The 15488-nt window shown below is 54.5% G+C and carries 11 protein-coding genes and 1 riboswitch; of the genes, 5 read left to right on the top strand and 6 right to left on the bottom strand.

Going from position 1 to position 15488, the window contains the following annotated elements:
- Positions 1 to 86: 86 nt before the first annotated feature.
- The 5 genes from IMCC3135_RS23220 to IMCC3135_RS23200 all read left to right on the top strand — a co-directional run bounded on the left by IMCC3135_RS23220 (position 87) and on the right by IMCC3135_RS23200 (position 7209).
- Positions 87 to 950, top strand: a complete 864-nt coding sequence (locus IMCC3135_RS23220; RefSeq protein WP_088919762.1) for a hypothetical protein — start codon at positions 87 to 89, stop codon at positions 948 to 950.
- 137 nt (positions 951 to 1087) lie between these two features.
- Positions 1088 to 3763 (top strand): VWD domain-containing protein, encoded by a 2676-nt coding sequence (locus IMCC3135_RS23215; RefSeq protein WP_157736226.1) that lies wholly within the window; start codon positions 1088 to 1090, stop codon positions 3761 to 3763.
- Between the two features lie 155 nt (positions 3764 to 3918).
- A riboswitch (cobalamin riboswitch) is annotated at positions 3919 to 4059 on the top strand.
- Positions 4060 to 4229: 170 nt separating this feature from the next.
- On the top strand, positions 4230 to 5261 hold the full coding sequence (locus tag IMCC3135_RS23210) for a FecCD family ABC transporter permease (RefSeq protein ID WP_205737680.1): 1032 nt from the start codon (positions 4230 to 4232) through the stop codon (positions 5259 to 5261).
- Positions 5261 to 6094, top strand: coding sequence for an ABC transporter ATP-binding protein (locus tag IMCC3135_RS23205; protein WP_088919759.1), 834 nt, complete (start codon positions 5261 to 5263; stop codon positions 6092 to 6094). Before IMCC3135_RS23210 ends, IMCC3135_RS23205 begins: the two co-directional genes overlap by 1 nt.
- Positions 6091 to 7209, top strand: a complete 1119-nt coding sequence (locus IMCC3135_RS23200) for an ABC transporter substrate-binding protein (protein WP_088919758.1) — start codon at positions 6091 to 6093, stop codon at positions 7207 to 7209. The genes IMCC3135_RS23205 and IMCC3135_RS23200 overlap by 4 nt, the downstream gene beginning before the upstream one ends.
- Positions 7210 to 7333: 124 nt before the next feature.
- On the opposite strand, the gene IMCC3135_RS23195 is transcribed toward IMCC3135_RS23200, so the two are convergent.
- The 6 genes from IMCC3135_RS23195 to IMCC3135_RS23170 form a co-directional block, all read right to left on the bottom strand.
- Entirely contained in the window at positions 7334 to 9019 is a 1686-nt protein-coding gene (locus IMCC3135_RS23195) for a tannase/feruloyl esterase family alpha/beta hydrolase (protein WP_157736225.1), read from the bottom strand.
- A 422-nt stretch (positions 9020 to 9441) separates the two neighbouring features.
- The gene (locus IMCC3135_RS23190; protein WP_088919756.1) at positions 9442 to 10050 is read right to left on the bottom strand and encodes a flavin reductase family protein; all 609 of its coding nucleotides are present in this window, start codon (positions 10048 to 10050) and stop codon (positions 9442 to 9444) included.
- A gap of 87 nt (positions 10051 to 10137) precedes the next feature.
- Positions 10138 to 11328: an acetate/propionate family kinase gene (locus IMCC3135_RS23185; protein WP_088919755.1), complete on the bottom strand. Its 1191-nt coding sequence runs from the start codon at positions 11326 to 11328 to the stop codon at positions 10138 to 10140.
- A complete protein-coding gene (locus tag IMCC3135_RS23180) occupies positions 11325 to 12752 on the bottom strand; it encodes a bifunctional enoyl-CoA hydratase/phosphate acetyltransferase (RefSeq protein WP_236994644.1) in 1428 nt (475 codons plus the stop codon). Before IMCC3135_RS23180 ends, IMCC3135_RS23185 begins: the two co-directional genes overlap by 4 nt.
- Complete coding sequence (fabI, locus tag IMCC3135_RS23175) at positions 12739 to 13500, bottom strand: enoyl-ACP reductase FabI (RefSeq protein ID WP_088919754.1); 762 nt, start codon at positions 13498 to 13500, stop codon at positions 12739 to 12741. The genes IMCC3135_RS23180 and fabI overlap by 14 nt, the downstream gene beginning before the upstream one ends.
- Complete coding sequence (locus IMCC3135_RS23170) at positions 13500 to 15371, bottom strand: PHA/PHB synthase family protein (protein WP_088919753.1); 1872 nt, start codon at positions 15369 to 15371, stop codon at positions 13500 to 13502. The genes fabI and IMCC3135_RS23170 overlap by 1 nt, the downstream gene beginning before the upstream one ends.
- Positions 15372 to 15488: the final 117 nt, after the last annotated feature.

Below are 15488 nucleotides of genomic sequence, written 5' to 3'. Positions count from 1 at the left end.
TTTTTCCATATTCATCTAGAGTGGCTGCACGAGTTGATTCTTATCCTCAGGTTTTGCACTAGAGGATATGTCGAAATGGAGCTTCCATGAAATCTGTAGATTATCGATCACGCCTTGTTGTCTTTCGAATGCCATTGTTGCTGTTTGGCGTTACAACGATCTTTGCGGTCGGTTGTAGCTCTTCAAGCTCCGAAGATGACCCGCTGCTAAATAACGGGGGCGGAAATACGCTGACGTTTGTAACTCTGATAGAGGCTGGTAGTGAACCGTTGCGATCACTTTCAGTGATGAGCAGTGCTGACAGGTTCTATTCTGCAGTTGCAAACGCAGAGGAGGCAGTTGACTTTGAAAATATACCAAGTACGGACTCTGTTTCTGCTTCGTATGACGTTAGTGCAGAAATGACGTTGCTGGAAGACGTTGTGTCGCTGCAGCTGACGCCTGTTTTAAAAAGCTACTCTGTCGCACCCAACGAATTTCCCGCCACTATCGATGGCCGGTGGAATTTTACCTACACGAAATTCGGGGAGCTAATTGACTCCGTGAATACCGACTCAACCGGTATTGCCCGTCACAACACACTGGGCGTATTCATGATGCCTGAGCTGATCCTGGCAGTGCCTGATGCAGAAGTTGGTGAGGGCGCTATTTGGACGTATCAATCCGCCGAGCCGGAAGGCGTAGTTACTAACACGGTAACCGTCGCCCAGATCAATGATTCTATTGTCAAAATTGACCTGCAAGCTACTATTCTGCCCTCCGATGTACTTGCCAGTTCAGGGTATAGCGTCACTGCTACCACTAGCTATGACACGAACACCCTGTTGCTCATCGAAACCGAACTCATTCGGGAATCCAGTTTTGAAGGGGAGGTTAGCGTCAATGGGCAGGCGGGTACGTTGACGTCTGTCGTACAAAACAACTTCGTTGTATCGGAGGCAACCCCATGAAAAACCATGCAAGGTTCCTTTGTTTCATCTGCCTTACCTTCATGGGCAGTCTGGCATATGCCCAATCTGTTCAAACTCCTCGGGAGAGGGCATGCAGTGCGAACAATGTGGCCACTTCGCTGCAGAGAAGAGTCGCAATGGAAATAGCCTGCAATTTGGCCAGCGGTCCCGTAGCTCAGAAAATCTGCAATGATGCCATCCCGTATCCGAGCTATGAAGATTTCAAAGATAATTGTATTGATTGTATCTTGAGCGGGGCGCTGGGCGGCACACCCTGTGATGAATCCTGGGGCGATCCGCATATGATCACGCGTGATGGACTGCGGTTCAATTTCCATCAGGAAGGAGACTATGCACTGGTCGTAGCTGACGAGCTTGAAGTTCAAGTGCGCCTGCTTGGCAGTATTGGCTATACAAACGGTGTTGCTGTACGTGCAGGGCAACACACTGTGTCAATCGATGATTCTTTCGAGGAAAATTCCGGTCTCAACATCAACGGTGAGCTGGTTTTCCTGAGTTCAGGAGATTGGTATGAGCTGGCCGATCCGGATTTTTTGATACAAAGGATTGAGGATGGGTTCCGAATAGAGGTTGATGGGTTCGTTAAGCTGGCTATCAGCGGAACAACATTAACCGTTCAGCTGAACAAGCGATTCGCGGGTGCGACAACGGGGTTGCTGGGTGATGGCGATGGTGATCCGGGCAATGATTTACGAACGGCTGCGGGAGCGTCCGTCGCTTACACGCAAGAAGAACTCTATGGCAGCTATGCAGATGATTGGAGGCGGGTGGGTGATGCTTCTCTGTTTCTGACGCCTTTCAACTACACTACCGATCCCTCTGAAGGGGCGGGGCCACAGATACAAACGCTTGATGAATTGGATCCTGAAATCCGCAGACAAGCCCGTTTGCAGTGTCTTGCAGCTGGGGTAGAGCTCGGCGCTGGGCTGGATGAGTGTACCTTTGATGTCGCGGTAACCGGAGATGCATCTTTGATCAATGATGCTTTATCGTTGAGAGAAAGATTTCCTGGCACGCTAAGCGCAGCATCTATCCTTGGCAAGGATGTTACTGCCTTTACTCTTGAACATAACGCGTCTGTTGCATTGAATATCCCTGCAAATGGTGCTGGCAACCTTGAAACTGACACTGCTTTGGACCGTTATCGATTGGCCGATGCTGTCGGAGAGCCACAGCTGTTGCAGTTGCGTACTCCATGTGATGGCGCTGTATCGATAAGTGCAATTGTACGAACCGAATCTGGTTCGCAGCAAGAAATATTATTATCGTGTGAAAGTTCGGCTTTCATTAATTCTGATGTGGCAGAGATCGATGTCTACAGTGCCGCTGGTGATGCGACGAATTACACGTTTGATTTGATCACGCCGGCGACGCTCGATCTTGGTGTACTGCCGCTGGGCCAGCTGGTCGAGGGGCAACTTGCAAACAATGAAGTGGCGGTGGGTACATTGCCCTCAGCTGCCGGCAACACAGTCTATCTTGGCTCTGAGGCTGGGGCCGACTGTGATGTAGTTTGGCGAGTATTGGATTCGACTAATGAACCCGTCATTGACTTTGCATCTATATGTCAGGATCTGGGATTGCTTGAATTGACAGAATCGCGGACACCCTTTCGTGTGCAGATTTTTGGTAGCACCCTGGGTGGAAATTATGCGTTAACCATTCGTGAGCCACTACAGGAAATCCTGAATGAGAATGTTCCGATAGCAGGAGCTGCCACACTTTCTGCACCGTCAACGGTTGGTCAAGGTGCTGTCTTTGCTGTCAGCTGGACTGGGCCTGGAAATCCTCGTGATTTCATTGCTATCGCTGATGTCGGCGCCTTTCCGTCAAGCTATTCGAATTTCAGCTATCCGACTCCGGATTCTGATTCGGTAACGTTGACGGCACCCGGTGCCACAGGGACGTACGAGATACGATATGTACTGGATCCTGCTTTGCAATCAGAAAACCCGATTGTGGCAGCAGTGACTCTAGAGGTTGTTGAATCCACAGTCACATTAACGGCACCTGAGGCGGCTCCAGCGGGTTCCGATATTGTGATTCAGTGGAGTGGTCCAAACAATCCACGAGATTATATTGCGCTGGCAGAGCCAGGTGCGGCAGCGGGCTCTTACGAGACCTATGAGTATTTACAAGAGGGCTCGAATGAAGTTGAGTTGACCTTATCTGTTCCTCCCGGGGATTACGAACTTCGTTACATCGTTGATTCAGATAGCCAGATATTATTCAGATTGCCTATAACAGTCACAACTGTTACTGCGACGGTTACGGCGCCCGGCACGGCTCCGGCCGGATCGACTATCGCGGTTGAGTGGGTAGGCCCAATGAATGACAGAGACTACATATCACTGTCAGATGCGGGCGCCTCCCCAGGCAGTTATCGGACTTTTAGCTACCTGGAGGAAGGGACTGGTAGCGTGGCATTGACGGTGCCGGGAATACCGGGTAACTATGAGATTCGATATGTCATAGACAACAACAATCAGGTACTGGCATCGGTTCCGATTACTGTCACCAGCGTGTCAGCTTCCCTGTCTGCGCCCTCAACGGTCGCTAGTGGAAGTACGTTTGATGTTCAGTGGACAGGTCCAGCCAATAATCGGGACTATATCGCCATTGCAATCGAAGGCGATGGCCTGAACAGCTATGAGAGCTTCCGGTATGTGCAAGCTGGTGTTGATACGCTGCAATTCAGCGCACCTTCCGCCGCAGGCAATTACGAAATCCGATATATCATCGATACCGACAGACAGCTATTAGCCAGCATTCCACTTGTTGTTGCCGAATGAGTCTTACAACAGAAGTCGTTCTGAGCTGACTACTCACACTTCAATCAGCTTGTCCGCAAGCAGGTCAGGCTGATTGATTCCGAACTTGTCACTCTGGTTGACGAAGACTGAGTCGTTTCCGTTAATGACATCATCGCCTGGTCATTCTTTGCCCGCGCAAATGCTACTATAGTTGTTCGAAAATGTAATTCGTGCGCAGGGAAAGTCCGGTCAAAATCCGGCGCTGACCCGCAACGGTAGGCTGATCGTTTTCACGATCGGCGAGCCCGAATGCCTGCGGCGAGTTTTATTACCCCCATTAGTCGCCGTGGTCTGCGTCGTGGGCTACGCAAGCGCTGTCGTGGCGTTAGTGTTGCCTTGTCGCTCATTGTCGGTTTTTGAGCGCGATATGGCCATAGCTTCTGAAATCACGGTCTCGTCGACCCATCACGGTTCGAGGCAAATACGTACGACCGGACTTCTCGATGTGAACGCAGTCCCTGTGGTGGTGGTCGCTCTGATTGCAACTCTTGCGATCTCGATGATTCTAGCGATTGGCATAGGTGCTGTTGCCGTGACACCTGGAACAATCTGGGACATCATAATCGGCAAACTTCTGGGCCAGGAAGAGATCGATGGCATACCCCGCAACGTGGTCCAGATCGTATGGGAGCTGCGTGCACCCCGAGTAGTTCTGGCGGCTATCCTTGGAGCTGCACTATCGGTTGTAGGCGTAGCAATGCAGGTGTTGGTCCGCAATCCGCTGGCCGATCCTTATGTGCTCGGTGCTTCGTCTGGCGCATCAGTCGGTGCAACACTGGTGATCCTGTTCGGTAGCTTCGGATTAGGTAGTTTGGGTATTTCGCTTGCCGCATTCGTGACGTCGGCGTTGACAATGGCCGTCGTGTACTTGATTGCTCAGGAGGGTGGCCGATTGACACCGATGCGCCTTGTGCTTTCGGGCGTTGTAATTGGTTATGTGCTGTCGGCGATTACCAGTCTTCTGGTGTTCTGGGGTGATCCTCGTGCTGCTCAACAAGTGCTTTTCTGGCTGCTCGGTGGCCTGGGGCGAGCTCGCTGGGCCGTGCTCTGGCTACCTGCCACGGTGCTTTTAGTGGTGGCGTTGCGGATGATGATGATCTCGCGTCAACTTGACGCCATGCATGCGGGTGACGAGGCAGCGACCACTCTGGGCGTGCCCATCGCCTGGCGTCGAGCGGAGTTGTTTGTGATTACAGCCTTGTTGACTGGTGTGATGGTTGCCATCAGCGGCGCGGTCGGGTTCATCGGCTTGGTTATCCCACATATTACCCGGCTACTGGTCGGTGGCCTGCATGTTCGTGTCGTGCCGATCTCATTGTTGTTTGGTGCTCTCTTCATGGTTTGGGTCGACGTCTTCGCCCGATGGCTGATTGCACCGCAGGAGATTCCTGCCGGGGTCCTGACAGCGATTATCGGTGGCCCATTGTTCCTGGCGCTGATGCGCCGTCGAGGACGTACACAACGGGGACTCGGTTGATGCATATTGACATTGATGCATTGCGTGTTCGGGTTGGGCAGCAGTTGTTGATTGATGGTCTCGACCTGACGATTGAAGCTGGGAGCTTTGTGGGTCTTGTCGGGCCGAATGGCAGTGGCAAATCAACCCTCATCAAGGCTATTTCACGAGTGCTGCGCTCGGAGTCCGGATGTGTGCTTTTCGACGGGGCCGATATTCTCCGCCAGTCGAGCAGCATGGTGGCCCGCCAGCTTGCCGTTGTTGCACAGGAGGCGCCAACCGAGATCGAGATGACGGTGTCCGAGATGGTCATGTTGGGCCGACTTCCATACCAGAGAGCGTTTGGTGGTGCATCGAGGACAGATGTGGCGATCGCCTATGCAGCCATGGCGACTGCTGGGGTGGAGTATCTTGCTGATCGCAACTGGCAGACACTGTCAGGTGGTGAGAAGCAAAGGGCGCTGTTTGCCCGCGCTCTCACCCAGCAGAGCGCCGTACTGATGCTCGACGAGCCAACAAATCACCTGGACATTCGCTACCAGTTGGATTTGCTGGCGACTGTGCGACGGCTCGGTGCGACGACTATTGCGGCGCTCCACGATCTGAACCTTGCAGCCCGCTACTGCGACAAGGTCATTGTCCTGTCTGAAGGTGCTGTCGTTGCATTTGGTTCTCCGGATGCCGTTCTTACCGATGAAGTGCTCGCCCCGATATTGCAGGTTCACGTCGACTCGGTCATACATCCTCGCACGGGTGAGACACAACTTGTTTTCTCACCGATTACCGGCGATTCCGTCGCCCCTTCCACCTCGCCACATACTCGCCAATTTACTGAAGGAGAGCTACGCCCTTGACTATCAGACTTACACCTCATCGCTACAGCAGTGCAATTGCGGTGATCATATTCTTCATGGCAAGTGGAGGCCATGCTGACGATTCGATTGTGCCAACCTCAGGCAGCATTACCGGACTGCCTGCGGTCAGTTTCGATTACACGTGGCCCGATGCCGAGCTGCCAGCAGATTATTACCCTGTGACGGTGCACTCCTGCGGCGAGGGTGTGACTTTTGAGGCAGCTCCTGAGCGTGCTGTCGTCAACGATGACAACATGATCGAGTTGATGTTCGCCCTTGGCCTGACGGAGCACATGTCAGCTTACTCCGCCGCAGGGCCTCGGCTTCGACTGGCAGCGTTTAAAGATGATTATGCGGCTGTGACCTCGCTCGGTGATGACTACTTCAAGCTGGAACCACTTCTTGGTGCAAACCCGGATTTTGTATTTTCCGGTTGGAACTACGGCTTCAGCGAAGATGGCGTCAGTCCGGCGATCCTCGCTGACTTTGGAATCAATAGCTATGTACTCAACGAATCATGCCGTCGAATCAATAATAGCCTTACTCCCGCAACGATTGATGAATGGTACGACGATGTCAGAAATATCGGCACCATCTTCGGAGTCCCTGATAGAGCCGAAGCGCTTATTGCTCACTGGGAAGGTCGCCTTGCCCGGGTCGCTGAGCGCCTACCTGACACTGATCCGGTGCCTGTGTTCAGTTACGGTTTCGGTGATGATGCCCCTGGTGGCGGTCTTGGCCTGACTATCGTCTCTGAGCTTTACCGACGAGCCGGCGCTATTAACGTTTTCGAAGACTTGCTCGAGATGTGGGGCTCGGTCAGCTGGGAAGCGTTCGTCGATGCGAAGCCGGAATTCATTGTGATCACCGATTATGGTAGCGCTGGCGCCGGTCAGAGCGGCGATGAAAAGATGGCGTTCCTGAGCTCTGTTGATGGCATTGACGAAGTACCTGCCATCGCCAATCAGCGCTACCTTGTTTTACCGCAGGAAGCTGTTAACCCCGGAATTCGTATCATTGATGGCATTGAGGCTCTAGCCGCCGATCTTTACCCTGCCCAGTTTGCTGATCTGGTCGGAACTCCCGGCTTTGGCTTATCTCCAACGTCGGACTGATTCGTCTCACCAGGGGAACGGTAAACGACCACCCCGTTTCAGGCTGGTCGTTTATCCGGGACAGTTCGAACTTGCCTCAGAGGGCGGCGCTGAATGTCTCTGAGACAAGGGTACTTAGCCGTTCTCAGGGTTGGCTACAGGAAAAGTTCTCTGCAGCGTTTACGTCACCATTGCCAGAGTAGGTTGCAATGGCTGGGAACGGGCATAGCGGCCGAGTCATGGCCTCAATGCCTGTCTCTGTGTTGGCTTCACGAGTGGCGATCGGCGTGTTGGCAACGCTTGTACTATCGGGGGCGATATCGTTCTCGACCCAGTCAGCCAGAGAGCTCATCAACTCGAAACTCGAGGCTCCGCTTCCGCCGCCGCAATGATCCATACCGGGCACCATGAATAATCTGGCGAAAGAATCGACTTTTTCCTTCCCCATCTGAGCATTCATGCGATCCCAGGTTTGCAAAGACAAGCTCGCCGGTATCAGCGAATCTGCCCAGCCGTGATACATCAGAAATTTGCCACCCTGATTTGCGAAGACTGAGTAGTTACCGTTGATGGCATCATAGCTTGGTCCTTCTTTGCCACGTGCAAATGCCACCTCTGTTGGCCAGTCAAAATTGCTGAAGTCGTAGGTTGGATTGCCGTGTACCGCGTAGCTCCAGTGATTAGCCCAACTGCCTTGCGGACTGGTAGGGGAGGTCTGGTCGGTAGGGTAGAAAGATCCAGCCAGTGACTCGGCTAGATACGGCATGGCGAGAATGTCGCCTGAAGTATTACGTCTGCCATCGAGGGCTGTACGCAAGGCTTGCACCTGTGGCTGAGTCAGACAGGCTGTGCTATCAGCACCTTGCGTATCGCATTGCAGGCTTGCAGGGTCGAAGTTGCACTTTCGAGGATCGTCCAGCATACCGTCTTGTAAATGGTCGATGCCTGCCTGGCCGTCACAGCTTTGCAGAACTTTTTCACCTACCTTGGCCAGTAAGTCTCTGGATACACCTGCGCCCTTGTTCGACCACTGCGCCAAGGCGGCATTGGCTTCGGCCGCGAGGGTGCCGGTCCAGTCGTTCGCGGGCGCGCCTGCGATGATGCCATCGTAATCATCGGGGTAGCGCTGCATTTCCATCATGCCGTGGTGACCACTCTGTGAGCAGCCGTTGTAGTAGGCATACTGTGGAGTTGCATCATAAAACGCTTCGGTTATTTCTTTGCCGACCAAGGTGGCCACGTGTTGAGCCCGGTAGGCAAAATCTATTTTACGCGCCTCTACCAGTGCGAAATCGGTTTCTTCTTTTCGGTGTCCGTTATCGTGCCCGATGCTGGCGTATCCCATTGACAGATGTTGATTGACGGCCCGGTACGATATATAGCCATTCGAACCACCAGAGGCGGTTCCTGCAAAGTTACCGTTCCAGTCTGCGTTCAATGGCATCCACAATTCGAAGCGGATATCCGAATCACGTGTCGGTTTGATGGATCCGGCGATCCGGCAAATCGGACTTGTGACATCGACGGAACCGCCGCCGCCATCCGGGCTTGTCCATGGTGAGCTGACACTCGCCTGGATAGGTTCGGCGTTGGTGATTTCGGTCGTTACTGAGGTGACTGCGTAGTCAAGCAACTCTCCGCAAGTCTTCGGCCCAAGTGGCAGGGGTTGTTCTGCATTGGTTGCGGCCTCGGTACCGGTCTGTGGTTCTGATGTGGCATTCGCAGGCTCGTCAGCCTGAGTACTGTTGCCGTCTGCGGCGAAGGCATTTAGCGCGAAAATACCCGCCAGCATGACCGATACGCGAAGCATCGGCTGGTGATTGAATTTCAAAATCAGTCTCCTTGAGGTTTTATGCCGGTTTGAAACCAGCTATTTTTGTACGTAAGGGATTGTGAAATAATTAAGTATCAATTTTCAGGTGTTCCTGCGCCTGTCCGGCAAGGCGTGAGAAGGGCGAATAGCCGGCTATTCAACCGCCGAACAACGCAGCAGGGCAGGATGCAGGGACGACTGAAAATGATAGTTAATTGTTTCACGATCCCTAAGGCTCATGAAGCATAACGCACCCCCTAGTTTTTTTGAAACGATATATTGGAGTCTGAAGATCGAATCTGACCACCGGCACGTTCGAATTATTGTCCCGCTCGAATGTGCCAGGCCATAGCCCCTCTGATTTTAATATCCCGCTCGATTGTGCCGGGTCAGAGCCTTACTGCCTTTCATTATCTCGTGCGACTGCCCAGGCCAGAGTCTCACTCCTTCATCTTGGGCCGTTTCATCGCGAAAACCTCGTCGACAATTGCATAATCCATATAGCCAAGGCGAGCCAGTGGGCGGATGCGCGAGATATCGAGCATGCCGTCCACGATGACATCCTCCGAGATGTGAATGCCGACCACTTCGCCGAAGATCACTTCCGACTGGATCTTTTTGCCGCCCCGCGTGACGAGCGGTACGATCTGGCTGAGGACGCATTCGATAGCGACCGGGGAGGCGGCGACTCGCGGTACCGATACATTACGACAGGCGGCTTTTTCCAGTCCGGCACGTTCAAACTCATCAATTCCCGGCTCGAACGGTGCCGATGTCAGGTTGAGAGCTTCTTGTAGTTCAGCCACTGCCATGTTCACGACAAATTCGCCGGTGGCCTCTACATTGGCCTGGCTGTCTTTGCGACCGGCAGAAGAGAACATGACGAAAGGGGGGACGCCAGAGACCGCGTTGAAGAAACTGTAGGGCGCCAGGTTCGCAATGCCATCGTCCGATAAACTCGAGATCCAGCCGATCGGACGTGGGGCTACCAGCGCAGTCCAGGGGCTGTGGGCAAGCCCGTGAGCTTCGCTTCTGGGATCGTAGAACATGTGCAGGTCTCTTGGGTGAATGTAGCGGTTTTTTCTGAGGGGTAGAGCGCTTTGTTCACCGTAATATGGCCTACCGCGATGGCGTTGTCACGTACAGGCGCTACTCAATCTGTATGTCGCACGCGCAATGACGGATTCCTCGTCAGTTGGGATGACCAGTACTTCGATCTTCGAGGCTGTTGAGCTGATGTGTGTTGCGTTGCGTATATTTGCATCAGGATCGAGTTCCACCCCTAGCCAGCCGAGACGCTCGCAGATGAGGCTGCGCACCAGAGCGCAGTTCTCGCCGATTCCGGCTGTGAAGACGATGGCGTCCAGACCACCGTTGGCTGTTGCAAGCGATGTCAATTCGCCAGCGGTGCGGTAACAGAACAGCTCGATTGCCTCTCGTGCCTCGGGTGCATCACTTGCCTGTAGAACCGCCATATCGTTGCTGACCCCCGACACTCCAAGCAGGCCGGATTCATGGTAGAGCAGGTGTTCAAGGTCCCGAGTTGTCATACCCTGGTTATCCATCAAGTACAGCAATACGCCAGGATCGATGGAGCCACAGCGCCGGCCCATCATGAGTCCGCCAAGCGCCGTGAAGCCCATACTGGTGGCAACGCTACGACGCTTGTTCATGGCGCACAAGCTTGCCCCGTTGCCCAGATGAGCAACGATTACGCGACCTTGAGCCCGTTCGCCAAGATGCATCGGCAAGGTGCTGGCAATGTAGTCGTAGGACAGTCCGTGAAAGCCGTAGCGAATGATTCCTGCTTCAGTCATCTTGCGAGGCAGGGGGATGAGTTGAGCAAGTCGCTCCTGAGTCCGGTGAAAACTGGTATCGAAACAGGCGACCTGAGGGAGCTCGGGGATAACGGCTGCAACAGCACGGATCGCTGCCAGATTATGTGGCTGGTGCAGCGGTGCCAGTGGCACCAGCAAATCAAGTTCGGCAAGCAGTGCCTGGTTTATACGTACTGGAGTTGCATGATTTCGACCGCCGTGCACCACGCGGTGACCGGCTGCAGTGATGGTAAGGCCACTCTGGTGAGATTGCAGCCAGTCAAGCAGTTGGGGGATAAGCTCGTCGTGTCCGGCGCAGGGCTTGAGCGGCATGCTGGCATCGGGTGGCAGAGTATTGCCTTTGGCATCGCGCGCCGAGAACTGTGGAGCATTTCCGATACCCGCAATCTTGCCGTGCAAGATCGGGGAGGGTGAACCATCCTCGTTCGGGTAGAGCGCAAACTTGAGGCTTGATGAGCCCGCATTCAATACAAGGGTGGCGTCTGTCACAATGCTGACTGCAGACTATGGTTGATGAAAAGTTGCGCCAGAGCGCAGGAGGCAAGACGTGAGGTTGAACTGTCCGCACGGCTAGTCAGTATAATGGGTACCCGTGCGCCGAGAACGATACCGGCCGCATCAGCCCCGGCCAGATACACAAGCTGCTTGGCCATCATGTTGGCGGCCTCCAGATCAGGCGCGACCAGAATGTCGGCCACACCGGCGACATCGGACAGAATGCCCTTGGTTGCTGCCGCTGCCGGTGAGATGGCATTGTCAAAGGCCAGCGGGCCGTCCAGTAATCCACCCGTGATCTGTCCCCGATCGGCCATCTTGCACAGTGCCGCTGCATCCACTGTGGAGGCCATGCGAGGGTTGACCATTTCGACGGCTGAAAGAATCGCTACCTTGGGCAGTACGATGCCAAGCGCCAGAGCCAAATCAATGGCATTCTGGACAATGTCTCGCTTTGCAGCAAGATCGGGATAGATATTGATAGCCGCATCGGTGATAAGCAGTGGCTTGGGGTAGGTTGGCACGTCGAGTACATAAACGTGGCTCATCTGCCGCTCGGTCCGCAGGCCCATATCGGAGTTGACAACGGCTTCCATCAATTCGTCTGTATGCAAGGCCCCCTTCATCAGGGCAGACGCTTTAGCTGAGCGAACCAGCGCCACGGCCGTTGCCGCTGCTGCATGGCTGTGAGGTGTATCCAGTATCTCTATACCCTCAAGGCTACGACCTGCAGCAAGGGCTGCGGCTTCGATCCTGTCCCGTGGGCCTACCAGAACGGGCACGATCATGCCCTGATCGGCGGCATCCAGCGCACTATTCAACGATAGCGCATCGCAAGGGTGCACCACTGCAGTGGAAATGGGGGCCAATGCCTGGGTTGCCGCGATCAGCTTGGTATATTGGGCGGCCCGCACGTGCAGATGTACCTCTGGCAAGACGACGCGGGGCCGGCGCACCTTTTCACGTGGGGCGATAACCTTGGCCACGCCTTCGATGACCATCTTGCCGTCCTGATTGAGGCAAGTGCAGCTCAGGATCAAGCGTCCCTTGGCTTGTTTTTCGCTCACCTCGACTCTTACGGTAACCGTATCGCCCAGGCCCACGGGAGCCTTGAACTGTAGACTTTGATCGAGAAAGATGGTGCCAGGGCCGGGCAGTTCGGTGCCCAGCACGGCCGAGATCAACGCACCGCCCCACATGCCGTGAGCGATCACACCGTGGAACATATCGGTCTTTGCATATTCGGCATCAACATGCGCCGGGTTTACATCCCCTGACATGATGGCGAACAACTCGATATCCTGCGCCTTCAACGTTCTCGTCAGTTCGGCACTGTCGCCTACTGAGATCTCGTCGTAGGTACGATTCTCGATATATTGCATGGTTGGAACAGATTCACTTTGCTCAGGCGCGGACATGTAAACCTCCATCAACATAGGCTGTATCACCGGAAACGCAACGTGCGCCATCACTTGCCAGCATCACGGCAACATCACCGACGTCATCGATAGTGACCAGACTTTTCTCAGGTGCACGTAGCCGTGCGTTGTCGATCAGTTCGTCGAAATGTGCAATGCCTGAACCGGCCCGAGTCTGCAGTGGCCCCGGAGAGATGGCGTTGACGCGGATGTGCTGTGGACCCAGTTCTACAGCCAGTGAACGCATGGTGGCTTCCAGTGCCGCCTTTACAGGGCCCATGATGTTGTAGTGATCGACGACCTTTTCGCCCCCGTAATAACTCATGGTCAGAATGGTGCCGCCCCTGGCCATCAAGGGTTCAGCCAGTCGCGCCATACGGATCAGTGAATGCACCGAGACGTCCATGGCGCGGGCAAAGCCTGCGCGCGAACAATCCGTTACCCTGCCGTGCAGATCATCCGCGGGGCAATAGGCAATCGAATGTACCAGAATGTCGAGCCGGCCCCACTGTCTCCTGACCTCGTCAAAGACAGCCTCCATTTCTCCTTCTGTTTCCACGTCGAGCGGTAACAGAAGCGTTGCTCCGGCAGTGTCTGCAACCGGCTGCACATAGGGTTTGGCTTTCTCGTTGACGTAAGTCATTGCAACCTGGGCGCCGGCCCTGGCAAAGGCCTGCACGCAACCAGCGGCAATCGAATGGGTATTCGCGACGCCGACTACCAGCGCAACTTTATTATCAAGTAACATTATTTTTGCATCACATAGGTGCCGGGCGCATCGCAAAGCGCGGCGTATGGCCCTGAAGAGGTACCCATTGGTGGGAGGGCGGCTGGTTTGCCGGAACGTTCGTCAAGCCAGGCGGTGAAGGCAGGCCACCATGAACCTTGCACCGGGTCGGTATCTGCAAGCCATTCGCTGGGGTTACGAAACGGGGCGTCTGCCGGCGTGTTAGCCATGCGGAAGTGCCGGTTACGATGACCGGGTTCGGAGACGATGCCGGCATTGTGGCCGCCGCTGGTAAGAACGAAGTTCACGTCGACATCGGCGAACAGGTGAAACTTGTAGACCGAATGCCAGGGCGCAACATGATCGTTCTCGGTACCTACCGCAAAGATCGGGGCACGGATATCCGAGACAGTGACTGACTGGCCGTTCATCTGGTAGTGGCCTTCGGCCAGTTCATTGTTCAGATACAGTTTGCGCAGGTATTCTGAATGCATTCGCGCAGGCATCCGTGTCGCGTCCGAATTCCAGGCCATGAGGTCGAAAGTCTTGCCGCGTACGCCCAGCATATAGTCTCGAATTTTGGGTGCCCAGATCAGGTCGCGGGCGCGCAACAGGGCGAAGGTTCCCGCCATTTGTTCCGATGACAGGAAACCCTTTTCCGCCATCAGGTCTTCGATCAGTGAGATTTCGGCTTCATTGATGAACAGCTTGAGTTGGCCGGCCTCAGTGAAATCAATCTGGGCGGCCAGGAAACTTGCCGATGCAAGACGATCGTCGCCGTCGCGTCCCATCGCCGCTGCCGCAATCGCCAGCAGTGTGCCGCCGAGACAATAACCAACCGCATGGATCTTTGGCGCCTGCGTAATCGCCTGCGTGGCATCCAGGGCATCCATGACGCCCAGACGCAGGTAATCATCCATACCAAGATTGGAATCATCGGAGCCCGGGTTCTTCCAGGAGACAATGAATACGGTATAACCCTGTGCGACCAGAAAGCTGACCAGTGATTTTTCCGGTGACAGGTCGAGGATGTAGTACTTCATGATCCAGGCCGGCACTATCAGTATCGGTTCGGGGTGCACGGTGTCGGTAGTCGGCGTGTACTGGATAAGCTCAATCAGCTCGTTGCGGTAGACCACCTTACCCGGTGTAATGGCCAGATTGCGACCGACTTCGAAGAGCTGCGGTGGCGCCTCTTGTGGAGCGCCGAGCTTGTGGCCCAGATCCTCGATCATGTTCTTTGTGCCTTGAACAAGATTCTGACCGTTTTGTGCCACAGTTGCAGAAGCCACGTCGGCATTGGTGGGGGCGAAATTGGAAGGCGAGGTGGCGTCGACCAACAGACCGGTCACAAACGCCATCAGATCCTCATTAGGAGGTGCAACCCCATGAACATCAGTCGTGGCTTCCTGCCACCACTGATAATTTTGCAGATGAGCTTGTGCGTAGAGATTGAAGGGATATTGCTGCCAGCCCTCGCCAGCGAACCGACGATCGGTTGGCGTGTCTGGATCATCGCTGGCAGGCTTTATGCCAAGAGCTGCGCTCCACAGTTTCTGGTTCTTTTTGAGAGCGGATTCCACCAGTTGCATTTGCTTGCCGGGAGAGGCGCCCAGATGCACAACCCAGTCCATCCAGGCTTCGGCGAGCGGCGAAGGGGCGATCCCTGAAGTTGCTTTGGCAAGGTTGGCACGCACAGTGCGATCTATCGATTCATGAAGTGTCGGCTCATCTACCCCTGGCGGGGGTGAGGCCACGGCCACCGGCTCAGGCTGGATGGTTTGAGGGGCATCATTGACAAGTGTCAGTGCGTTTTTATTTGTGCGGGACTGGTTCAAGCTGAATTCTCCGGTAATGGGTAGTGTGTAGGTCCCATTACGTTTGATAAGCATAAAATCAATTTTGCAGTGCAGTATTGATCTAGGTCAGTGTCCCGGGTACACGTGTACATCCGGTAATCCGTGCATGTTTATCTTCAAGCCCGAATAGTGATGTTGCGTTGCGGGTGA

Source organism: Granulosicoccus antarcticus IMCC3135 (genome assembly GCF_002215215.1).
GTDB lineage: Bacteria > Pseudomonadota > Gammaproteobacteria > Granulosicoccales > Granulosicoccaceae > Granulosicoccus > Granulosicoccus antarcticus.
Note: the sequence above shows the minus strand (reverse complement) of the source record. Positions and strands in the feature narration are given on the sequence as shown.

What these genes read in the sequence shown, in the direction of transcription:
- IMCC3135_RS23205 (WP_088919759.1), top strand. Translation starts at nt 5,261, where the DNA reads ATGCATATTGACATTGATGCATTGCGTGTTCGGGTTGGGCAGCAGTTG.
- IMCC3135_RS23215 (WP_157736226.1), top strand. Translation starts at nt 1,088, where the DNA reads ATGGAAATAGCCTGCAATTTGGCCAGCGGTCCCGTAGCTCAGAAAATC.
- IMCC3135_RS23180 (WP_236994644.1), bottom strand. Translation starts at nt 12,752, where the DNA reads ATGTCCGCGCCTGAGCAAAGTGAATCTGTTCCAACCATGCAATATATC.
- IMCC3135_RS23220 (WP_088919762.1), top strand. Translation starts at nt 87, where the DNA reads ATGAAATCTGTAGATTATCGATCACGCCTTGTTGTCTTTCGAATGCCA.
- IMCC3135_RS23190 (WP_088919756.1), bottom strand. Translation starts at nt 10,050, where the DNA reads ATGTTCTACGATCCCAGAAGCGAAGCTCACGGGCTTGCCCACAGCCCC.
- IMCC3135_RS23170 (WP_088919753.1), bottom strand. Translation starts at nt 15,371, where the DNA reads ATGCTTATCAAACGTAATGGGACCTACACACTACCCATTACCGGAGAA.
- fabI (WP_088919754.1), bottom strand. Translation starts at nt 13,500, where the DNA reads ATGTTACTTGATAATAAAGTTGCGCTGGTAGTCGGCGTCGCGAATACC.